The 21,726-nt window shown below is 42.0% G+C and carries 19 protein-coding genes; 10 read left to right on the top strand and 9 right to left on the bottom strand.

What is annotated here, in order from left to right; translation table 11 throughout:
* Positions 1-112 precede the first annotated feature (112 nt).
* Both VB693_RS22615 and VB693_RS22610 read right to left on the bottom strand, forming a co-directional pair.
* Positions 113-565, bottom strand: a complete 453-nt coding sequence (locus VB693_RS22615; protein WP_190698205.1) for a YlqD family protein — start codon at positions 563-565, stop codon at positions 113-115.
* A 42-nt stretch (positions 566-607) separates the two neighbouring features.
* Positions 608-2,608, bottom strand: a complete 2,001-nt coding sequence (locus tag VB693_RS22610) for an AMP-dependent synthetase/ligase (RefSeq protein WP_323268221.1) — start codon at positions 2,606-2,608, stop codon at positions 608-610.
* 1,060 nt (positions 2,609-3,668) lie between these two features.
* Between VB693_RS22610 and VB693_RS22605 the strand changes: the two genes are divergently transcribed.
* A complete protein-coding gene (locus VB693_RS22605) occupies positions 3,669-3,848 on the top strand; it encodes a hypothetical protein (protein ID WP_190704348.1) in 180 nt (59 codons plus the stop codon).
* A gap of 195 nt (positions 3,849-4,043) precedes the next feature.
* On the opposite strand, the gene recQ is transcribed toward VB693_RS22605, so the two are convergent.
* A complete protein-coding gene (gene recQ / locus VB693_RS22600) occupies positions 4,044-6,200 on the bottom strand; it encodes a DNA helicase RecQ (RefSeq protein ID WP_323268220.1) in 2,157 nt (718 codons plus the stop codon).
* Positions 6,201-6,483: 283 nt separating this feature from the next.
* Between recQ and VB693_RS22595 the strand changes: the two genes are divergently transcribed.
* The 4 genes from VB693_RS22595 (at position 6,484) to VB693_RS22580 (ending at position 11,913) form a co-directional block, all read left to right on the top strand.
* Complete coding sequence (locus VB693_RS22595) at positions 6,484-6,822, top strand: P-II family nitrogen regulator (RefSeq protein ID WP_190704343.1); 339 nt, start codon at positions 6,484-6,486, stop codon at positions 6,820-6,822.
* 983 nt (positions 6,823-7,805) lie between these two features.
* Positions 7,806-9,224 carry a SulP family inorganic anion transporter gene (locus VB693_RS22590; protein ID WP_323268228.1) on the top strand — a complete coding sequence of 473 codons (1,419 nt, stop codon included), beginning with the start codon at positions 7,806-7,808 and terminating at the stop codon, positions 9,222-9,224.
* Positions 9,225-9,269: 45 nt separating this feature from the next.
* Positions 9,270-10,133, top strand: coding sequence for a universal stress protein (locus VB693_RS22585; protein WP_323268219.1), 864 nt, complete (start codon positions 9,270-9,272; stop codon positions 10,131-10,133).
* 73 nt (positions 10,134-10,206) lie between these two features.
* The gene (locus tag VB693_RS22580; RefSeq protein ID WP_416233414.1) at positions 10,207-11,913 is read left to right on the top strand and encodes a SulP family inorganic anion transporter; all 1,707 of its coding nucleotides are present in this window, start codon (positions 10,207-10,209) and stop codon (positions 11,911-11,913) included.
* A gap of 92 nt (positions 11,914-12,005) precedes the next feature.
* On the opposite strand, the gene VB693_RS22575 is transcribed toward VB693_RS22580, so the two are convergent.
* Positions 12,006-12,557: an NUDIX hydrolase gene (locus tag VB693_RS22575; protein WP_323268217.1), complete on the bottom strand. Its 552-nt coding sequence runs from the start codon at positions 12,555-12,557 to the stop codon at positions 12,006-12,008.
* Positions 12,558-12,693: 136 nt separating this feature from the next.
* Here VB693_RS22575 and VB693_RS22570 point away from each other — a divergent pair, with 136 nt between their 5' ends.
* Positions 12,694-13,761 carry a dipeptide epimerase gene (locus VB693_RS22570; RefSeq protein WP_323268216.1) on the top strand — a complete coding sequence of 356 codons (1,068 nt, stop codon included), beginning with the start codon at positions 12,694-12,696 and terminating at the stop codon, positions 13,759-13,761.
* Positions 13,745-14,791 carry a DUF1611 domain-containing protein gene (locus VB693_RS22565; protein ID WP_190704329.1) on the top strand — a complete coding sequence of 349 codons (1,047 nt, stop codon included), beginning with the start codon at positions 13,745-13,747 and terminating at the stop codon, positions 14,789-14,791. The genes VB693_RS22570 and VB693_RS22565 overlap by 17 nt, the downstream gene beginning before the upstream one ends.
* A 36-nt stretch (positions 14,792-14,827) precedes the next feature.
* Here VB693_RS22565 and VB693_RS22560 read toward each other — a convergent pair whose 3' ends face one another.
* The 5 genes from VB693_RS22560 to VB693_RS22540 all read right to left on the bottom strand — a co-directional run bounded on the left by VB693_RS22560 (position 14,828) and on the right by VB693_RS22540 (position 18,156).
* Positions 14,828-15,055, bottom strand: coding sequence for a hypothetical protein (locus tag VB693_RS22560; RefSeq protein ID WP_323268215.1), 228 nt, complete (start codon positions 15,053-15,055; stop codon positions 14,828-14,830).
* 152 nt (positions 15,056-15,207) lie between these two features.
* Complete coding sequence (locus tag VB693_RS22555) at positions 15,208-15,669, bottom strand: response regulator (protein ID WP_323268214.1); 462 nt, start codon at positions 15,667-15,669, stop codon at positions 15,208-15,210.
* A gap of 265 nt (positions 15,670-15,934) precedes the next feature.
* Positions 15,935-16,657: a Crp/Fnr family transcriptional regulator gene (locus tag VB693_RS22550; protein WP_323268213.1), complete on the bottom strand. Its 723-nt coding sequence runs from the start codon at positions 16,655-16,657 to the stop codon at positions 15,935-15,937.
* A gap of 772 nt (positions 16,658-17,429) precedes the next feature.
* Positions 17,430-17,567 carry a hypothetical protein gene (locus tag VB693_RS22545; RefSeq protein WP_323268230.1) on the bottom strand — a complete coding sequence of 46 codons (138 nt, stop codon included), beginning with the start codon at positions 17,565-17,567 and terminating at the stop codon, positions 17,430-17,432.
* Positions 17,568-17,739: 172 nt separating this feature from the next.
* The gene (locus tag VB693_RS22540; protein ID WP_190704323.1) at positions 17,740-18,156 is read right to left on the bottom strand and encodes a Fur family transcriptional regulator; all 417 of its coding nucleotides are present in this window, start codon (positions 18,154-18,156) and stop codon (positions 17,740-17,742) included.
* Between the two features lie 219 nt (positions 18,157-18,375).
* Here VB693_RS22540 and VB693_RS22535 point away from each other — a divergent pair, with 219 nt between their 5' ends.
* The 3 genes from VB693_RS22535 (at position 18,376) to VB693_RS22525 (ending at position 21,524) form a co-directional block, all read left to right on the top strand.
* Positions 18,376-18,948: a peroxiredoxin gene (locus VB693_RS22535; protein WP_323268212.1), complete on the top strand. Its 573-nt coding sequence runs from the start codon at positions 18,376-18,378 to the stop codon at positions 18,946-18,948.
* 263 nt (positions 18,949-19,211) lie between these two features.
* Positions 19,212-20,564: a glutathione-disulfide reductase gene (gene gorA / locus VB693_RS22530; RefSeq protein ID WP_323268211.1), complete on the top strand. Its 1,353-nt coding sequence runs from the start codon at positions 19,212-19,214 to the stop codon at positions 20,562-20,564.
* Between the two features lie 162 nt (positions 20,565-20,726).
* Positions 20,727-21,524 carry a COP23 domain-containing protein gene (locus tag VB693_RS22525; RefSeq protein ID WP_323268210.1) on the top strand — a complete coding sequence of 266 codons (798 nt, stop codon included), beginning with the start codon at positions 20,727-20,729 and terminating at the stop codon, positions 21,522-21,524.
* Positions 21,525-21,726 lie beyond the last annotated feature (202 nt).

Below are 21,726 nucleotides of genomic sequence, written 5' to 3'. Positions count from 1 at the left end.
TGTGTGGAGTGCTATTAGCGGTAGCGGGGCGTGGGCAACGTCCTGAATTAAAAGACCGCCCACGAGGGGCGGGGTATCATACATTTAATAATTTGAGAATTCGCAACTTTAATTAAAGATCGCCACGAATTTCTTCGACAACTCCATCTCGGAGAACGATTTCAACTTGCATTTTGCTAATTAAGTTATCGCCCCGTTCGACACGGAAAAAGCCTTCCATTTGGAATTGATTCACTTCTTGATCCAACTCCAGCAATTGTACTTGTTGGAGATTTTGCAGCATTTGGTTTTTCTGCTCTAGGAATTCGGTTTTCTTTTGATTGATTTGCTGTTGGATATTATCAATTTGTTGGAGGGTTTGGGGGCCAGGTGGCTGGAGACTTTGCTTTTGAATGGCGGAAATCGCTCTTTGTCCTTCAACGTCTAACTGTTGCAATTGCTGATCAAGTTGGTTGATTTGCGCTTGCAGTTGTTGTTGCACTTCCTCTTTCCAGAGGGGAGTGACAATAACTTTGACGTTAACGACGCGCTTTAAAAGCAGATTAGGATTGGAGACATCAGTCATAAAAATTTCACGTTCACTCTTGTATTTTGCAGTCTGGAATTATTAGGCAAACATGGCGGCAATCATATCGTGGTAGCGTTCCATGACAACGTGTCGCCGGATTTTCAGCGTTTGTGTCATTAAGCCATTTTCCATCGAAAACGGCTCTAGAATCAGTCTAAACGGCCCTACACGGTCATCTGAGCGATAACCCGGACGGTTCTGCACTTCCCGATTTAATTCTTGCCGGAATAAATCCTGGATCATTTTACTCTCCAGGGTGATGGTTTCACTGGATGAAGAGGTTAAATTATCATCCTGCGTAACTAAGGTAAGATTTTGACCCTCAGCCCATTTTTCCAAAGCTTCTAGGTTGGGGACAATCAAAGCACCGATACAGCGTTGGTCTTGTCCAACTAGCATAATCTGGTCAATGTAGGGCGATCGCAAGCAAGCATCCTCGATGGGTTGCGGCTCGATATTTTCCCCATTGGTCAAGACAATCGTATCTTTTGCCCTTCCCGTCAGCACTAGGTCATTATATGGTGTTATCCAGCCTAAGTCACCGCTATCAAACCAACCTTCAGCATCAATGACTTTGGCTGTAGCTTCAGGATTTTGGTAATAGCCTTGCATAATTTGTGGCCCTCGCAACAACACCAAACCTCGTTGTCCATCGGCTAAAGGTCTGCGAGTTTCAGGGTCTACAATTTTAACTTCTGTACCGGGAATTGGTTGTCCGGATGAACCACGCAAATTGTGCCAAGGACGACGGGCGTTGGTAACGGGGGAAGTTTCTGTTAAACCGTAACCTTGTAAAATTTCTACACCAACAATTTCAAAAAAGTTATCTATATGTCGGGGTAATGCACCACCACCGCTAATGACGTGCTTAATGCGTCCTCCTGTGGCTTCCCTGACTTTGGCGTAAACCAAACGTTCCCCTAGGGCATGGAGAGGAAATAACGCCGATGCTAATATTCTTGCCCCTAAACGTCCCATAGAGGAGACATGGAGATGATCTAAACTTAAGCCTTGAGCGATTCGCTTGGCTTTGATATATCTCTCACTTGCACCTAGTAATGAATAGATGAGGCGTTGCTTTTTGGCTGGTTGTTCGCGAAACTGCTTCTGCACACCTTCATGAATCGATTCCCACAGCCGGGGAACGGCAATCATGTAATGGGGTTTGAAGTCCTTTAAATCTTTTTTAACGGAACGCAAATTAGTATAAACTTGCGTACAACCTTGAGAAAGCAAGAAATACTCACCACTGCGTTCGTAACTGTGCCAAGTGGGAAGAATGCTTAAAACTATATTCCCTGGTTGGGGTTGTACTACTGTTCCCAGGGTTTTGACTTGGTGTAATAAGTTGCCATGAGAAAGCATCACTCCCTTGGGTTTACCTGTAGTCCCAGAGGTGTAAATCAAGGTGGCGAGATTTTCTGAGGTTTGCTTGACTTTCACTAGGGTATGGTTAGTACCAAGTTCTAGTAATTGGCTATAGTTGAGGATTTTGATAGTTTCCTCGGCTGGTGGCGTTTCATCGGAAAGTAAGATAATGAACTCAATTGGTAAATCGTTAAGGCGATCGCGGAGTTTCTGGAGTGTCTTTAAATCTTCGACTACTAAAGCTTTACTACCACTATTAGCCACGATATACAGCAGTTCTTCCCGTTCAGCCTGGGAACTCCGCACCGCGTTTACTCCCCCGGCTGTGAGTATGCCTTGATCGGCGATGAACCAACGTGGACTATTATCTGCAATTAAGGAAAGGCGATCACCTCCGGTGGGCGGAACGCCATCGCCTACTTGTACTCCCAAGACTTGTAAACCAGTCGCGAATTGCTGAATTTTTTCTGCTAACTGGCTATAAGTGATTTTTACCTCTGGTTTAGCATGGGGATTGTGCAGAGCCACAATGTCACCAAATTTTTGCGCTGCCAATGGCCAAATTTCTGGCAGTGACTCTACGTTGGTATAATCTACCAAACGCTGTATTGATAGACTTTCTTGCTTGCTAATATTGGCTAAAAGAGAAGACCCCGGTTGGATGGTTATCATCACATATCACCTCAAATTCAAAATTGGCTCTGTCTAAATTGATTCTGCTATTACGCTACAATATCGCTTCTCTATATCTACATCACTCACTATGTAGTCAGTTTCGCAACCTTAACATTTAGCTAAACCAAAAAGAAGCCTGTTGAGATCGGCAATAAAGTAATCAATCGGACATGATTATGATGTGACTCTATGCTAAGGTAAATTTATATAAACCAAAATCTATGGTTTTTAGGTAGGAATTCAGAACACAGAAGTCGGAACTTATGATTTATCAGTGTTTGGTATCGTTGATAGATTCATAAGTGGAGTAATCTCCCGATTTTGGTAATAGGTCTGACTCTTAAATTCTGACTGCTAAATCCACTCTGCAAATATGAATAGCGGCCACCTAATTATTGCATGGGGTTGATTACCTATGGGTTTACTAGATGCTTTCTTACTAACTCTGATCAATGTTTTAGCCTGTTTGGCGTTACCCAAGCTTTTATCATTGATTCTCTCACCACCTCAAAGCAAACAGAATCACAGACTACCCAAGGTTGCAAAATGGCGAGAAACAGGTAGGGGTATGACTAGTTTTCCCTACTGCACGACTTACACCTTAACGGGTAGTGAGTTTTGTAAATTCAGCCCACATTTTTGTGCCAAATGTTCTCCGAATTGATTGACTGTTTCTGGTTTTTTTCTCTGCACAATTAAGACCGAATTTGTACTTATATCAATTCGATGAATCTTGATTATTAGTTTTTGTTGCAACCTTGCGAAAACTTCAAAATTAGACTGTTATCTTCAGTTCTAATGAAGTGTTTTTCGTAAGGTATTTTTGATTTTAATATACAAAGATTTTAAGTTATTCAGTGAGATGAATATACAGATAAAAATAGATTTTGGTGTTATTTCTTCAGAGGGAGGTATAAAAATACTTTCGCTTAATAAAAATATACATAGACTAAACTTATGGATAGCAGAAGAAAATCAAAATATGTGATCAATGATGCAATTTGTAATTCACACTAAGATAAGGATGGATCAAAAATTTTAAACCAAGGGTAAGTCTATGAGTTTCATTGATGGTATCCTCTTAACTATTGTCAATACTGTTGTTTGTCTTGGGCTACCAAAGTTGCTGTCTGTAATTTCGGCTATGAAAACAAAGAATATTGTGTCAGCACAGCCTACGATGGAATCACAAGATACTAGGGCTAATATTCCTAGTTATGTGGATGTAGTTTCTTAATTAAAGCAGCAAGCTATCGGCTGCGCCCCATCGGGGGCGATTGCATATACTTGACATAGAAATTTAAAATCACAAATACTCAAAAAAAGCTACAAAATTAATAAAAAGTAACCTTCAATTAATGCGATCGCTAGTCAGCTATTTTTCTTAAGAACTGTCACCTATCACCTGTTAGCTGTCACCTATTCCCTTCAATTACTTACGATTTTGTCGCCGCCACTTTTCTCTAACTAGGCGAATCTCATTAAAAGTATAACTTTCGCCCAATTGTTGTTTAATTGGTGTCAAAGCAATATCACCCAACACTTCCAAAACTTGCCAAATTTTTTGCTGATGTTCTAGAGGGACTAATTGATTTAAATCTATAGACTGATTTTTCTCAATGAGTTTTTCTAAATGACTAGCAATAGTAGATGGACTCAGATTGCGTTTTTGGGCTATCTGAGCAATATTTAAACCTTGTTGATGTAACTGTAATGTGTGTAATTCACTACCAGAAACTGAACTGGATGAAGACGTAGAATTTACGTGTTGATCTGTCGGGTTTTTTTCTTGACGGTAGGCGCGAATTTCTGTGAGAAATTTTTCCCCATACTGGGCTAGTTTGTGACTACCTACACCCGAAAGTTTACCAAATTCAGTTATGTTTTTCGGCTGTACCTGCGCCATCAATTTTAAAGTCGAGTCATGAAAGACTACATAAGGCGGTACAGACTGCTCATCAGCTAATTGCTTACGCAGCGATCGCAATCTGTGCAATAATGCTTCTGCGACTTCTGCCTTGGGATTCTCTGGGACTACACTAAGCTTCTGCACCACAGGAACAGATAACATAACTTGGCGTTGTCGCCGCATGACTTCCCAACTTAAAGCATTTAATTTCAGTACAGAATAGCCATCACTAGTTTGCTCTAATAAACCTTGATGTAAAAGCGATCGCCCCAATACTCGCCATTCATCTACAGTTCTATCTTTACCAATACCGTAGGTAGAAAGCTTATCATGTTCATATTGAAGAATCTTATCTTTTTTTGCCCCGCGCAACACATCTATAACGTGTAACATCCCAAATCTTTCTTTACAACGCGCCACACAAGATAAAAACTTCATAGCTTCAATTGTCCAATCTTCTAAAGGTTTGGGATGGCGACAATTATCACAGTTACCACAATTACCCGCAAACCGTTCCCCAAAATAACCTAGTTGAATTGTGCGGCGGCAATCTGTCCCTTCAACATAATCTATCATCTGCCGGAGTTGTTGCCTAGCAATCAATTGCTCTTGGGAGTCAGTCTTTTGTTCAATACTCCATTCAATGGTTTTAATATCAGCAAAACTGAAAAAGATGGTACAACGTGACGGTTCACCATCTCTACCAGCCCTACCTGATTCTTGATAGTAACTCTCTAAATTACGGGGAATATCAAAGTGAACAACTAAGCGCACATCAGGTTTATTAATCCCCATCCCAAAGGCGATAGTTGCCACCATCACCCGCACATCATCCCGAATAAATCGCGTTTGATTTTTACTACGTTCATCATCAGGTAATCCGGCATGATAAGATAAAGCAGACACTTTATCATTTTGCAGTTTAAAGGTAAGTTCTTCGACCTTTTTACGAGTTAAACAATAAATAATAGTTGAACCTTCACTATCTCGAATTAATTCTAATAATTCAGCGTAAGCTTGTTTACTTTTAGGACGAACTTCGTAATAAAGATTTTGCCGATTAAAGCTAGCCAGGTGAATACTCGGCTGTTTTAATCCTAATTGTTGAATAATATCAGCCCGGACGCGATCTGTGGCTGTAGCGGTAAGGGCGAGGACGGGAATATTCGGGTAACGCTTCCGCAGAGATTTCAACTGACGATATTCTGGACGAAAGTCATGTCCCCACTCAGAAACACAGTGCGCTTCATCGATGGCAAAAATAGATATACCGATTTTTTCGTTGACTAAATCGAGAAACGGGAGAAACCTTTCACTCAAAAGACGTTCAGGGGCGACGTAGAGTAATCTTACCTTACCATTGAGGATGGCCTCTTCTCGCGATCGCACCTGATACGCATTCAAACTACTATTAAGGAACGTAGCCGAGATATTATTATTTCGCAGTGCTTCCACTTGGTCTTGCATCAAAGCAATCAACGGTGATACCACCACAGTGAGTCCCGATTTCATCAAAGCAGGTAACTGAAAGCACAGCGACTTACCACCACCCGTAGGCATCACCACCATCAAATCCCGATTTTGCAGCGCATCTTCAATAACTTGCCGTTGTCCAGGACGGAACTGATCATAACCGAAGTGATATTTTAACGCCTGTTCGAGATGGGGATACTGAAGCATAGCGATCGCTTTTCTGATTGCGTTCTGCGTGAGTAGTTACGAGGATAACAGGATTTTAACAATCTCTCGCCTCGACGGCATAGATTTTTCTCTGTGTCTTTGTGTCTCTGTGGTTAAAAAATGATTTTTCACCACAGAGACACAATAAAATCTGGGTCAGATGCGATTAAAAAAAGTTGCAATTCTCACATCTGTCTTTAAAATAAGGCGAATAGTGAAAGTATCAGACATTTGATCTGGTTAGATATATAAACACACCTTCTAAAAATTAGGAGTCGATGACATGAGAAAAGTAGAAGCAATTATCCGTCCATTTAAGCTAGACGAAGTAAAAATCGCTTTAGTCAACGCTGGTATTGTGGGTATGACGGTTTCTGAAGTTCGGGGGTTCGGACGGCAAAAAGGGCAAACAGAACGCTATCGCGGTTCTGAGTACACCGTTGAATTTCTGCAAAAACTCAAGGTGGAGATTGTAGTTGAAGATAACCAAGTTGATATGGTGGTTGACAAAATCATCTCAGCAGCTCGCACTGGAGAAATCGGTGATGGTAAGATTTTTATCTCACCAGTAGAGCAAGTGATTCGGATTCGGACTGGCGAAAAGAACACAGAAGCAGTGTAAGTGCTGTAAAGCCCTGAAAGCAATAGCGGGGCTTTGAGCAGCGTGCTGAGTTATGCGTAAAGTAGGCGTTGCTGACTAGATAGGATGAAGTATATCGAACCAGCTAACTTTCAAAGAGTTTTTCAATTCAATACAATCAGCAATGCCTACTAGTCAAACCAATTCGCAGTTTCAATCAGTCAGTGGAGTCTCAAGCCCCCACTGATTGATAATTATCCAAGTTAATCGTGATGCTGTTTGGAATCTTGAACCTGGAGTATTTTTTCTTTCGCCTTTGGTTAAGATAGGCAAACTTGTGCTTAATTAAATTTTGAATTTTGAATAGTTAAAAAGGAGTTGACAAAATCAGCATATTTTGTGATTAAAACTCTCTTTTCTTTGTTGCCGCTTCTTCATATAGAGATAATATTATATGTCACGGTTTATTGTACTTTTATTGCAAATTGTAAGAACACTGTGATATGCTTTCGTTACCAAATAAATGCCTTTGTAATTATCTAATAGTAAGCAGGTTCTGGTAATGTTCCAGGTAACGATCTCTTCGGTAGCCTTACATAGTTGGGAGTATCCACCTTAAGGTGCAGCGTCAGCCTTGCAGTTATTAGAAGTCTTTGCAACTATCCGTACAGGAATCCACGTCAACTCTAGTTCAGCTTTGGCGCGATGGCGTACCCGCCGGCTGGAAGCGATGAGCTACGCTCCACCGTAGGTGATCGCTAAAGAGTTTAGCCTGTGGATTGGTATGTGTTGAAAATTACTAATTCGGAATTATAAAAACACCAGTAAACACGGATTTTACGCAGACCTAGAGGAGCTTACGGCAGAAAATTACGAATTATTAATTACCGAATTATATTGACAAGTCGGCTATTTTGGATGTGAATTACCCACTGCCAATTTTGGATGGATAAGCGGAGATAGGAGGGAAATTGAACGGAACAATTCTGAGGCGAGAGTGGTTTTTTAACACTCAGCGAGACATTATGGCGGGTGCAGTCGTGGGACTAGCCCTGATTCCAGAGGCGATCGCCTTTTCGATTATTGCTGGGGTTGATCCCAAAGTCGGCCTGTATGCCTCATTTATTATTGCCGTTATAACGGCGTTTTTAGGCGGTAGACCGGGGTCAATCTCCGCCGCTACAGGCGCGATGGCTTTGTTGATGATTGATTTAGTTAAAGATCATGGCTTGCAATATTTATTCGCGGCCACCTTTTTAACAGGGGTCTTTCAAGTTTTGTTTGGGTTGCTAAAACTGGGTCGCCAAATGAGATTTGTCCCCAGGGCGGTGATGATTGGCTATATTAATGCCCTAGCGGTGTTGATTTTTCTCGCCCAGTTACCTCAACTGACGAACGTACCGCCCACCGTATATATATTGACTCTCCTTTCCTTGGGGATTATTTACATTCTGCCTCGCTTTACAAAAGCAGTTCCCTCGCCCCTAGTCGCTTTAGCAGTAATGACGATCGCAGCGATCGCCCTGAAACTTCAAGTTCCCACCGTTGGGGATATGGGAGAGTTACCAACTGCGCTACCCAGTTTTGCCCTACCCCAAGTGCCGTGGACTCTAGAAACATTAAAGATTATTCTGCCCTATTCTTTGACCTTGGCGATCGTTGGTTTGTTAGCTTCATTCTTAACCGCTTCATTGGTGGATGAACTCACAGATACCCCCAGCAATAAAAACCAAGAAGCCAACGGACAAGGCATTGCTAATATTATTACTGCCTTCTTTGGAGGTATGGCTGGATGTGGGATGATTGGTCAATCAGTGATTAATGTTCAGTCTGGCGGACGGGGGAGATTATCAACCCTGGCATCCGGGGTTTTCCTGTTATTTGCCATTTTGTTTTTGCAAGATTGGGTCAAGCAAATGCCAATGGCGGCATTAGTAGCCGTAATGATTATGGTGTCCATCGGTACATTTCGTTGGTCATCCATCAAAAATCTTCCCCGCATCCCCCGCACTGAAACCGCCGTCATGTTAACAACGATGTTTGTGACAATTTTCACCCGTAATTTTGCCCTGGGTGTAGTGACAGGCATCGTTATGAGTACAGTATTTTTCTCTAACAAGATTGCCCAATTAGTATTTGTGGATAAAGTATTGGGTGAAGATGGTCTGCATCGCATCTATAAAGTAGCTGGACAAATTTTCTTTTTATCTAGAGATGAATTTCTAGGGTTTTTTGATTTTACAGAACTAGTCGAGCGCGTCACCATTGATTTAACTCATGCTCACCTGTGGGATCAAGGGGCAGTGGAGGTACTTGATAAAGCAGTGCTGAAATTTCGCCGCAATGGTGCAGAAGTAGAACTAGTTGGACTGAATGCAGCTAGTGCTACCTTACTGAATAAATTAGCGATTTCTCAAAACTCCGATGCTTTGAAAAAACAGTAGAATTTTTGTCTTTCAACCCTTTGATTAGCAGGGTCTAAAACCATAATGAAAAATATTTTACTTTGTACTGATGGTTCATCTTTTGCGGAAAATGTTTATAAATATGGAGCTTGGTTTGCTAATCAATTCCATGCCCACATTAATGTTTTGTTTGTCACCGATATTCGCAGCCAAAAAGTCGCTTCTACTGGTAACTTAAGCGGTAGTATTGGACTAGGTGCTTCAGAGAACTTGCTAAATGAGTTAGTTAACCTAGAACATGAAAAAGCCAAGCTGAACAATCAACGGGCAAGATTGATTTTACAAAATGCCGCCGCAACTCTGAAAGCTGAAGGCATAGAATATTTTAAGTTAACTAATAAAACAGGCTTCCTAGTGGACTGTTTTCATGAATTTGCAGAAAATTCCGACTTGATTGTTTTAGGTAAACGGGGAGAAGCAGCCGATTTTGCATCGGGACATTTAGGAGCCAATATAGATCGAATTATTCGTAGTAGTAGTAAGCCGTGCTTAGTTACTCCCCGCGAATTTAAACCAATTGAGCGCATTTTGGTTGCCTATGACGGTAGTCTAAGTGGGAAAAAGATCCTGCAATTTTTAGAAAATTCTCCTGTCTTTCAAAGTTTAGAGATACATCTGCTGACGGTGGCTAAAAGTAACTCAGATCAAACAGCAATAGTCACACTGAATGAGGCTCAAGAATGGTTGTATACAGTAGGATTTGAGCCAGTCTTTAGCCTCCTAGAAGGTGAACCAGAACAAGCCATAGCTCAATATGTGCAAGAAAACAACATTAATTTACTGATGATGGGGGCTTACGGACATAGCCGGATTCGTAACCTGATTATTGGTAGCACCACAACTCAAATCATTCGCAGCAGCAATATTCCCGTACTGGTATTTCGTTGATTACAAGTTTTGTTTAAATACTTAGTGTGATTGTGTTCAAATCTGTTTAATTAAAAGTAGTAATACAGTGTCCATCAACCTAATTAACAAAATTCATTTTCGCAATTGGCGCGGCGATCTGTTTGGAGGCTTAACTGCTGCCATTGTGGCTCTACCTTTAGCCCTAGCCTTTGGGGTTGCTTCTGGTGCAGGGGCGATCGCTGGACTCTATGGTTCTATCATCGTCGGTTTTTTTGCTGCCCTATTTGGCGGAACACCAGCCCAAGTTTCTGGCCCTACTGGGCCAATGACTGTGGTAGTCACAACAGTAATTTCTACCTTGATGGCGCGTTATCCCGATACGGGGTTAGAAATTGCATTTACCGTTGTCATGTTGGGTGGACTACTGCAAATCCTGTTTGGGGTGATGCGCTTAGGGCAATATATCACCCTCCTACCCTACACCGTCATCTCTGGCTTTATGTCAGGGATTGGCGTAATTATCATTTTGCTGCAATTGCCCCCCTTACTAGGTCATGCCGGCACAGGTGGCGTGGTCACAACCCTACAACAACTACCCACCTATCTAAGTGATCCCAATTGGGTTGCTATAGGGTTGGGATTACTCACCTTGCTGATTGTCTTTGCCACTCCCACCAAACTAAATCGGTTTTTACCTTCCCCCCTATTGGCATTGGTGGTGGTAACAATTGTCTCAGTGGTGGTAGTGGTGGTCTTCAAAGATGCCAATGTGTCGCGCATTGGTAAGATTCCTAGCGGATTACCCACCTTCCGAATGCCTACCTTTAATATCCGCGAGTTAGCCGATATGCTCAGGTATGGGCTGATGTTAGGGGTGTTGGGGGCTATCGATTCGCTGTTAACTTCCTTGGTGGCTGATAATATTTCCCGTACTCAGCATGATTCTGACAAAGAGTTGATTGGGCAAGGGATTGGCAATATGTTGGCGGGGTTATTTGGTGGATTACCCGGTGCAGGCGCAACCATGCGGACAGTCGTAAATGTCCAAGCTGGAGGGAAAACGCCCCTATCCGGGATGATTCATGCCCTGGTACTGCTGTTAGTTGTGTTTTGGGCAAGTCCATTAACTGCACAGATTCCTAATGCAGTGCTGGCGGGACTGTTATTAAAGGTAGGCATTGATATTCTCGATTGGGGGTTTATCAAACGTGCGCCCCGTCTTTCTTTGAAAGGTACGGGATTAATGTATTTGGTATTGTTTCTCACCGTATTTGTAGACTTAATTACGGCGGTACTAGTAGGCGCATTTATTGCCAATGTCCTAACTATTAAACGGTTAAGTGATGTCCAAAGTGATAATATTCAAGTCATTACTGACTCTACAGGAAATCACAATCTTACTCTCGCCGAGCAAGAAATCCTCACCCAAGCCGGAGGGGATATTTTGCTACTTAAATTGGGAGGGCCAATGAGCTTTGGTGCAGCTAAAAGCATCTCTCGCCGGATGTCATTCGTACAGAACTATCAAGCAATAGTATTAGATTTGAGTGAAGTCTCCAATATTGGAATTACGGCGGCACTGGCCATTGAATCTATAGTAGAAGATGCGATCGCACATCATCGTCATGTCTGGATGGTCGTCACCCCTGGGCAAGTGGAGAGACGGATTACCCAGCTTCAATTGCAGCGATTCTGTAATCCTTCCCATACACAGGATAAGTCTTCTGTCAAGTCGTCAGCCCAAATTAGTCAGGTAGAAAGCCGCTTACAGGCATTAACGTCGGCATCTAACCTAATTCAGCCAGAAAGTATTGTCTGAAAAGTGCCGCAAGGTGAAATTATAATTCAAAATTTGAGACTCAATATTTGGGAGTAGAGACTTGTAGCTTGCTTACCGTAGGCTACCCAGAATTAATCAGTGATCAACTTTAATCCTAACAACAAGGCTGCAATACTTCCCACCACCGAAATTTCCCCTTGAGATATTTTCTCTAATACTGACTCTAAAGGAATTAAAATTACTTCAATCTCTTCTGTAATATCTAACTTTTGTTCTCCAACCTTGATCACATTTTCTGCTAAATATAAATGAATTTGATTATTCTCTTTACTGGGGTTGTCATATAATGTGGCAATTTTTTGCAGTTTTTGAGCTACATAACCTGTTTCTTCTTGCAGTTCTCTCATACCTGCATCTTCTGGACTTTCTTGTGTTGGATCAAACCTCCCGGCTGGCAGTTCTATAAAAAAATCCTCCGCCCCATGTCTGTATTGCCGAACAAAAATAATTTCTCTAGTGGCAGTAACAGGAAGAACTAGGACAATATCTGGCTTAATATTCACAAAATAGTCATCTATTATCTGACCATTGGGTAATTTAATCTCATCTTGCCTGACTTGACACCAAGGATGATCTAAGACCATTTTGGAGTTTAATATCTGCCATTTTTGTAATTTGCTCATACACTCTTTGTTTTACGAAGGATTATTTAATATTTTAGCTATCAATAAAGAATGTAAAAAAGTATAACTGATACCCCAAATCAGCTAAAATTTGCACTTACACTATTTTTGCTCTCACCAGAGTTTGAGCATAGTTATGCAGATAGAAGTTCATCTATTTACAGTTAACAAGCGATTCCCCTTAACTATTAGTCGCGGGACAACGGCAAAAACAACTAATGTCTGGGTAAAGATTGTCAGTTCTAACAAAGATGCAGAAAACATCGAAGGTTGGGGTGAAGCATCGCCGTTTGGTGTGGGCAATCATGCACAATCAACTGATACTATTAAGAACTCCTTAGAACAACTCGCACCAGTGTTGCAAGCCTTTCACCCGTTGCAAAGACAGGAAATCGAGCAAGTGTTAATCCAACACCAAGTGCCTTCGGCAGCGAGGGCAGCACTCGATATGGCATTGTATGACTGGCTAGGTAAGTATGTAGGATTACCCTTGTGGCAAATCTGGGGACTGAATCGTAACGCCATAGTCCCAACTTCCGTCACTATCGGCATTAGTTCACCAGCCGCCGCTCAGGCAAGGGCTAGGGATTGGTTACAATTTACCGATGTGCGTTTATTTAAAGTCAAGTTAGGTAGTCCAGAAGGGATAGAAGCAGATCGACAAATGCTATTGGCAGTGCAACAAGAAGCACCAGCTCAAGAATTTTTTGTCGATGCTAACGGGGGTTGGAGTCTAGCAGATGCCATTGAGATGTGCAATTGGTTGGCGGATTTAGGTATAAAGTATGTGGAACAGCCATTGCCACGGGGAGAGGAAACTAATTTAGTCAAGCTGAAAGAAAAATCACCCTTACCGATTTTTGTGGATGAAAGCTGCTTTAATAGCTCCAATATTCCCCATCTGGCAAACTATGTAGATGGCATCAATATTAAATTGATGAAATCTGGGGGCTTAACTGAGGCTATGCGGATGGTATATACTGCCCGTGCTTATGGGTTACAAGTTATGTTTGGCTGCTATTCTGACAGTTCGCTATCTAATACCGCAGCTGCACAACTATCGCCGCTAGCTGATTATTTAGATTTAGATAGTCACTTAAATTTAAGTGATGATCCCTTCACCGGTGCAGTGGTACAAGAAGGGAGAGTATTACCAAACGATTTACCAGGCTTGGGAGTAAAATATAGTGCGTCTGCCACTTAATCAAAAAGTTGCTATTTTATTGCATGAAGGAACTCAGGGGTCTGTCGGCAAAACTGGCCTAGCACTTTTACGCTACAGTGAAGCCCCAATTGTGGCAGTTATAGATAAGGAGTGTCCGGGACAATCTTTAAGAGAAATCACAGGTATTAAGCGGGATGTCCCCATCGTGGCATCGGTAGCAGCAGCCTTGGAATACAAGCCCCAAATCTTAGTGATTGGAATTGCCCCCAAAGGTGGTGGTGTACCTGATGATTACTGGATCGAAATTAAAACAGCCCTGGAAGCTGGGATGTCGTTGGTGAATGGGTTACACACATCGTTGTCCAATATGGCTGATTTAAATGCACTCCTCAAACCAGGGCAGTTAATTTGGGACGTGCGAAAAGAACCAGCTAATTTAGATGTTGCCAGTGGAATCGCGCGGACTCTCCCCTGTCGGCGAGTGTTAACCGTGGGGACTGACATGGCCATTGGGAAAATGTCCACGAGTTTAGAACTACATTGGTTGTCAAAACTTCGGGGTTGGCGTTCTAAGTTTTTGGCTACCGGTCAAACTGGGGTGATGTTAGAAGGGGACGGTGTAGCCTTAGATGCTGTGCGGGTAGACTTTGCGGCTGGTGCAGTAGAACAGATGGTGATGCGCTATGGGAAAAATTACGACATCTTATATATAGAAGGACAAGGTTCTTTATTACATCCTGGTTCAACGGCAACCCTACCCCTAATTCGTGGTTCTCAACCGACTCAATTAGTCTTGGTACATAAAGCCGGACAAACTCATAATCGCAATAATCCCCATGTACCCATTCCACCTTTACCAGAGGTGATTAAGCTGTATGAAACCGTCGCCAGTGCTGGCGGGGCATTTGGTAAAGTACCTGTAGCGGGGATAGCCTTAAACACTGCCCATTTAGATGAATTTGCTGCAAAAAATGCGATCGCACAAACCACAGCCGAAACTGGTCTACCCTGCACCGATGTAGTCCGATTTGGTGCAGATGTCCTTTTAGATGCAGTCATGCAGAATTAGGGCAGGGAGCAGGGAGAGGGTTCACCACTCCCTTAGCTAAAAACTATCGGGATCGATACCGTGCTGTTTGAGCCTATTTCGTAAGTCTTCGAGTTCTTGTTGAGCTTGTTGAGCTTGTTCTACTCGTTCATCAGGACTGGGGAATCGCTCACCATCCTGATTAAACCAAAACAGCCATTCCCTCTCCCAGCCTCCGTAGATACCCAAATCCACCCCAATTGCAACTAGCAATTGGGGTATCCGAAACCGTTCTTGCGATCGCAAAATAAACTCAGATCAACAGCGTCCAGAAACAATGACTAAAAGACTGGCCAAGCGACTGGAGCAACTGGGCTATCGTGTTACTCTTGAATCTCAAAACCCTACCCAAGTTATTAGCTGCGGTTAGATTTTCAAGTCAGTATCCGCATCTCGGCTCAATACCAGTATGGGGTAAAATTTGCCACTGTTGCAACTAATTCATCAGGCTCAAAAGGCTTACAAATAACCTCCTGAAAACCTGCATCCATTGCTTCGTTAAGGTATTCTGGATATACGTAACTTGTAAGAGCCACCGCAGGAAGAAACCCACCACAAAAGATTTCTTTATTTCTAATGAAGCGAATTAGTGAATAAGCATCTTTCTCAGGCATACCGATATCGCTGATCATAACATCCGGTTTCCACTCTTCTATTATCTGTATGGCATGATCCACACATTTAGCCGTCTTGATTTCTACTTTGCAATCTTCAAAAATCAACGTCACTATGTACAAGGAATCTTCATTATTATCTACAACAAGTATCTTTAAACCATTAAGAGATGGCGATTTTCTCAAGGGTATTTGCTCTAAAAGCACTCTATTTTCTGAAGATAAATTGAAAGAAATTTTTGACAAAATAGCTCAACCTCCTATTTAGTCATCACAATGAATATGTTTAAAAACAGATAGTTATTGCTCTGCTTTTAAACATATTCATTAAAAAATCAACATGAAATTAATCTACATAGCTTTAAATTTACACCCGCTTCATCTAAAGAGTCGGTACGGTTCCGCACATTAAGCTCTTCAGTGCAAAGCTTTTCTTAAACACGGCTAGCTCCATAGACTTACAACGAACTTTGCGTGGTATTGGTTTTATGCTGACCACAGTTGACCACAGCTAGCTCTGTGTGCCTAGCAACCGAGCATACTCGTTTTTGATGATGGAATAACACTCACAAGATGTATCTTCCAAGTCTGACCGATTCAGAATGGTAATATTTCCACGCTTATAGCTAATCATTCCAGCTTGGCTAAGTGTGCCAGCAGCCATCGTTACACCAGCCCGGCGACAGCCCAACATCTGGGCGATAAATTCTTGAGTCAAAGGAAATGTATCAGATTGCACGCGGTCAGCAACTATTAACAGCCAACGGGCGAGTCGCTCTTCTATCGTATGCAGGCGGTTGCAGGCTGCCGTTTGTGTGACTTGGGTGAACAGTGCTTGAGTGTAACGCAACAGCAAAGTTTGAAGCTCTCCTCCTCGCTTAAACTCCGCTATTAATAGCTCTGCTTTCATCCTCATACCACTGTCTGGAACCTGTACAAACGCGGTTGTAGTTGTTGAGTTACCGCCCCAAATTACAGGAAGGCCCACCATGCCATCATTACTCACCATACCTGCTTCCACGGTCGAGCCGTCTTCTTGGTTACAAACTAAAGAAGCTATTGCCTGATTGAGAAAATAGACGTGTGTGATTGGTTCGCCTGCTTCGTAAAGGACTTGCTTAACTGGAAGATGTACTCGCTCCAGGTGGGGAGCGAAGCGTTGATACTCAGCCTCGGACAGTGCAGCGAGTATCTTATTTTCTCTTGGTAGATGAGGCACTTTAGATATAGACATTAAAACCCCTAAGCACGCTGTTTTGCGTAGTTCAGCAACTGATGGCAGCTTGAGAGGAGTTAGGGCTAATCCCAATACGTCAAAAGGTGAATTACTTTCTTTAGTTGCAAGCTTAACAACTTACAACAGGAGCATTAGCGCATACAGCAGTGATAAATTTAGCTTGATGCCCTCCTTAATATTAACGCTTTCTAAGACGCTTATTTCTTTTGTTTCGTACCATTGTGCTTTACGATGATTGGTTTGATTTTTTTTGATTAATTTGTTCTAGTTAACCTTGTCGTCAAAATGTAAATTTATTTAGTTTATATCTGAAAAAATGGAGAAGACAATGTGCAATTTTATTGCTCCTCAATCATGAGAATTCTTCAGCTATGATATTAGACTCCAGGCTGAAATTGTATCTTCTAAAACAAATAATCTCTTAGAAGAATTAGCAGTTTTAGCTATCAATACTTTTAGCGTTACAGTATACACATTATTGATTATTTCATGTCCGTAACCAATAACCTTCCCCACCTGTCCGGTTTGGGAATTTAGTACATATTCATCAATGTTAAACATCATCTTAATTTTTCCAGTTTTAAATTAGATGAACCTTGTTATTAAAGATTAAATCTAACAACTAAAGTTCATCTGTACCATTTCGTACAGATAAGATGAAAATAATTCTGAGGTAATATAGAAGTTATAAAGCAGTAATCTTAAGGGAATAAATCATAAATTCTGAACAATAACAGTTTTATTTCGAGAGGCATATACCTATGCTATTTCAGTTCAGAAGTTTATTTTCTTTACAAGTCAGTAAGTTAGGAATGAGATTTTGCAGTTCGTTATCCACAGGAGTATCATCAGAGTCCGGCAGTTCTGCGGCTGTTGGCAGTTGGGGTAGAGCAATGGAATATTCCATCGGATTGATTCCTTCGCAAAATGTATTTTCATTTTATTAGTGCGAGTTTAGGGAAGATAAAGAAGTAAAAAGGTAAAAGGCAAGAATCTTTTTACTTCTTACTTTTTTTATGTCCACTCAGCACCGGCTAAACGCCGCGCTACCGCTAACAGCACTCACTACTCAGCACTCCCTACTGACAGCGATCGCAAATTCCCTGAACTATCACCTCGAAACGTTCTGCTTTTAGCCCGGAACGGAGTTGACCTAAATCAATATTGCCGAAGGTGTTCCATTGAATATCTTCGATAGTGCGACAGCAGTTACACCGGAAATGATGATGGGGTGCAACATTGGCATCGTAACGAGAAACCCCTTCTTCTAATAACACTTCACGCACCAAACCCACCTCACGCAATGCCTGAAGCGCAGCATATACGGTCGCCTGCGATGAAGTTGGTGCATCCTTATTTAAATCCGTCAAAATTTGCTCAACGGTAGGATGGTCTTTTCTTGCCAGCAGGTTTGCGTAGACTGCGAACCTCTGAGGGGTGACTCGCAATCCTTTACTTTTTAGTATTTTGATAATCTCATCAGCTTGCTGCTGCATAGGATTTACTTGACCGAGGTAAATAAGCCTAGACCGATATTATAACCTTTCTTTTCCCAGGATTTAACTTTTCTTGGAGATATAAAAACAAGCCAGTATTTCTAACTATTGACTAATTCCTAAATCAGAATTATTCTGGTTTACAAGTGGTGAGTTACCACTACCAAATAATCAAACTGCCACAAAAGTTTAATTTTTCCATCTAAAAACGAGGTATTTATGACTGCTATTACTCGCGTTCCTGATGTTGTATTTAAAACTCGTGTTCGGGATGAGTCTGTAGCTGGCCCCAACCCTTACCGTTGGCAAGACCAGACAACTCAAGAAATTTTCGGCGGTAAAAAAGTAGTCTTATTTGCTTTACCTGGGGCATTTACACCTACCTGTTCTTCCACCCACCTGCCCCGTTATGAAGAACTTTATGATGAATTCAAAGCTCTAGGCGTTGATCGAATTATTTGCCTATCAGTCAATGACGCGTTTGTCATGTTCCAGTGGGGTAAGCAACAAGGAGCTAAAAACGTATTCTTGCTGCCTGATGGTAGCGGCGAATTTACCCGCAAGATGGGGATGTTAGTAGACAAATCTAATATCGGCTTTGGGATGCGTTCTTGGCGTTATTCAATGGTTGTTAACCACGGCGAAATTGAAAAAATGTTCGTTGAGCCTGGCTATGAAGACAACTGTCCTACCGATCCTTTTGAAGTATCCGATGCCGATACAGTGCTGGCATACTTAAAGGGTGTAGAACGCTCCAAAGAAGTTGCACCTCGGTTGTCATTCGTCGGCTAGTTGAAGAAGGTAAGGTAGGGGTGTAGTAGTTTGACAGGCTCACCAAATCGGTAGAGGAGCAGAGGAGAAAAACTCAGCACCCATAACTCTTTAACTTGTTTTTACTAGTTTATTGTTTATTATTCTGCGCTTGTTGGTTTTCAGGCAAAGGGAGCTGATTATTACTTCCTTTGCCTGTTTTGTTCCTAATTTGTAATTACGTTATGCTTGATTTCATTTTGAATTTTGTAGCTTGTTTTTTCTCAGGAGTATATTGAATTAATATGACATACGATTTTGATTTGTTTGTAATTGGTGCGGGTTCTGGTGGGATAGCGACAGCTCGCCGTGCGGCAGAATATGGCGCAAAAGTTGGGATTGCAGAGTTTGATCGCCTCGGCGGTACTTGCGTTAACCGTGGTTGCGTACCGAAAAAATTAATGGTTTACGCTTCCCGCTTCCCTGGGATATTTGCAGAAGCACAAGGTTATGGTTGGAGTGCCGTCCAAAGTTCCCTGAACTGGGAAGATATGATTACCAGTGTTAATAATGAAGTGACACGCCTCAACGGTATCTACCAAAGGATGTTAGATAACTCCAAGGTGCAGATATTTCAGGGGCGGGCTAAATTTATTGATAATCATACAGTTGAAGTTGGCGAGACTAAAGTCACCGCCGATAAAATATTAATTGCTGTGGGTGGGACACCAGTTCGTCCTGATATCCCTGGTATTGAACACGCGCTGATTTCTGATGCTTTGTTTGAAATGAAGCCCCAACCTAAACGGGTTGTCATACTTGGTGGTGGATATATTGGCTCTGAATTTGCTTGCATTCTACATGGGTTAGGGACAGAAGTAATTCAGGTGATTCGCCAAGATAAAATTTTGCGCGGGTTTGACGAAGATTTGAGGACAGAAATTCAAGAGGGGATGATTCGTCACGGCATCAGAATTATTAATAATGCCGATATTGTGAGCATTGAGAAAACAGACACTGGTGTCAGTATGATGATTAAAAATGACACCGAAGAAAATATATTAGCAGACGCAATCAGTTTGGCAGCGTTAGGACGGAAACCAAATACTGATAATTTAGGTTTAGAGAATACTTCTGTAAAACTAGATCAAGAGGGCATGGTTGTAGTCGATCGCTATAGCCGCACCGAGGAAGAAAATATCTATGCTCTAGGCGATTGTACTAGCAAAATTCAACTCACTCCTGTAGCAATTAATGAGGGACGAGCCTTCGCAGATACAGCTTTTGGTGGTAAGTCCCGTGTGATGAGCTATGAAAATATTCCCACAGCGATTTTTACTACTCCCGAAGCTGCAACAGTTGGGTTAACGGAAGCAGAAGCTATTGAAGAACATGGTAGCGATCGCATTAAAGTTTATCGTAGTCGCTTCCGTCCTATGTATTACACCCTAGCAGGCAAAGAAGAAAAAACCCTCATGAAACTGGTGGTAAATCAAGAAACCGATCAAGTTTTAGGGGCGCACATGGTAGGCGATCATGCTGGAGAAATCATCCAAGGAATTGCGATCGCGCTGAAAATGGGTGCGAAAAAAGCCGATTTCGATGCCACAGTTGGGATTCACCCCAGTTCTGCCGAAGAATTTGTTACTATGCGGTGATTCAATAGGAAAAATTGGGTACGGGGTTAAAGACGTAGTAATGCTACGTCTCTACTGGATAACGCATATTTCATTTTTGGAGATATCCAAAGAATCAAAAGACAAAATTTTGCGTCAATAGAAATATCAGTTTTCCACTCTGTGTCCACTGGAGGAGCGTTTATGTTGTCAAAAAGCTGGAAGTTAGCTTGTTTGGGCGGTCTGGGGTTATCTTTATTTTTGGGTAATGGGGCTGCACTGGCTCAATTTGATAATTCTTCTGATAGCGTAGTTGTCCCAACTGTACCATCAGGTTCATCAACACCAACAAACACACCTGCACCATTTCCTACAAACACATCAGCAAATACAACTAATTCACCTACTAATGTTGGTGGCGCACGCTTTTTCTGTCAACAGAATAACGGCCAACACACTGTCATGTATCAACCCCAAAGCCAACCAGGGCAATACTTTCCTTGGGCTACTCCTGCGGCTTTAGGTGGTGGTTGGGATGCACAAAGCCGTTGTCAAGCGATCGCTAGCCGCTTAGAATTATATCGCCCAGATGGGTTACAAGAACTACAAACCTCTGTAGAAAATAACGAAAATATTGTTTGTGTGACAACCGATGCTAATTCTCAATGTCGGATTGTCCTAACAGTACCCCGTAATAAAGACCCCTACACTGTCCGCAATAGTATTTTCCAGAACCTGATGTCTGCTGATAGTGGTCAGCAAACTACAGCCGTCAACACCTATACTAATCGCAATAATGGAGGAAACGAACTTTATAATTTAGGTCGTACTCTGTTAGGTAGCGGTAATCAAGTCAATTCTTTAAGAAGCGGTATTGATCTCAAGCCTTACCTCGATACTAGGGATGGGGGAACAGGTAGAAATCTGAAAAATGGGGTAGCAATTCGCCGTCAATCGCAACCACAAGTCCGCACACGCCTAAATCCTGATAAATTTCGTTAATCGCGTCTCTACATATTCCCCCTTCCCTAGTAGGGAAGGGGGTTAGGGGGTTAGGTTTTCCACTAATTGAATATACGCACTCTAGGGTGGGCTATAGGCTCACCCTTATTAATTTTTCTAACTAATCAGGATTGACGCAAGAGTCACAATTGGTGGTTGGTGCGTGACGCTATAAGTCTCATGACTACGTTCAAATATTCTC

It is taken from the genome of Anabaena sp. UHCC 0399 (assembly GCF_034931465.1).
GTDB classification, from domain to species: domain Bacteria; phylum Cyanobacteriota; class Cyanobacteriia; order Cyanobacteriales; family Nostocaceae; genus Trichormus; species Trichormus minutissimus.
Note: the sequence above shows the minus strand (reverse complement) of the source record. Positions and strands in the feature narration are given on the sequence as shown.

Bases quoted from the DNA above. Each gene is read 5' to 3' on its own strand.
- VB693_RS22615 (WP_190698205.1), bottom strand. From the start codon at position 565: ATGACTGATGTCTCCAATCCTAATCTGCTTTTAAAGCGCGTCGTTAAC.
- VB693_RS22610 (WP_323268221.1), bottom strand. From the start codon at position 2,608: ATGATAACCATCCAACCGGGGTCTTCTCTTTTAGCCAATATTAGCAAG.
- VB693_RS22605 (WP_190704348.1), top strand. From the start codon at position 3,669: ATGAGTTTCATTGATGGTATCCTCTTAACTATTGTCAATACTGTTGTT.
- recQ (WP_323268220.1), bottom strand. From the start codon at position 6,200: ATGCTTCAGTATCCCCATCTCGAACAGGCGTTAAAATATCACTTCGGT.
- VB693_RS22595 (WP_190704343.1), top strand. From the start codon at position 6,484: ATGAGAAAAGTAGAAGCAATTATCCGTCCATTTAAGCTAGACGAAGTA.
- VB693_RS22590 (WP_323268228.1), top strand. From the start codon at position 7,806: ATGGCGGGTGCAGTCGTGGGACTAGCCCTGATTCCAGAGGCGATCGCC.
- VB693_RS22585 (WP_323268219.1), top strand. From the start codon at position 9,270: ATGAAAAATATTTTACTTTGTACTGATGGTTCATCTTTTGCGGAAAAT.
- VB693_RS22575 (WP_323268217.1), bottom strand. From the start codon at position 12,557: ATGAGCAAATTACAAAAATGGCAGATATTAAACTCCAAAATGGTCTTA.
- VB693_RS22570 (WP_323268216.1), top strand. From the start codon at position 12,694: ATGCAGATAGAAGTTCATCTATTTACAGTTAACAAGCGATTCCCCTTA.
- VB693_RS22550 (WP_323268213.1), bottom strand. From the start codon at position 16,657: ATGTCTATATCTAAAGTGCCTCATCTACCAAGAGAAAATAAGATACTC.
- VB693_RS22545 (WP_323268230.1), bottom strand. From the start codon at position 17,567: ATGGAATATTCCATTGCTCTACCCCAACTGCCAACAGCCGCAGAACTG.
- VB693_RS22540 (WP_190704323.1), bottom strand. From the start codon at position 18,156: ATGCAGCAGCAAGCTGATGAGATTATCAAAATACTAAAAAGTAAAGGA.
- VB693_RS22535 (WP_323268212.1), top strand. From the start codon at position 18,376: ATGACTGCTATTACTCGCGTTCCTGATGTTGTATTTAAAACTCGTGTT.
- gorA (WP_323268211.1), top strand. From the start codon at position 19,212: ATGACATACGATTTTGATTTGTTTGTAATTGGTGCGGGTTCTGGTGGG.
- VB693_RS22525 (WP_323268210.1), top strand. From the start codon at position 20,727: ATGTTGTCAAAAAGCTGGAAGTTAGCTTGTTTGGGCGGTCTGGGGTTA.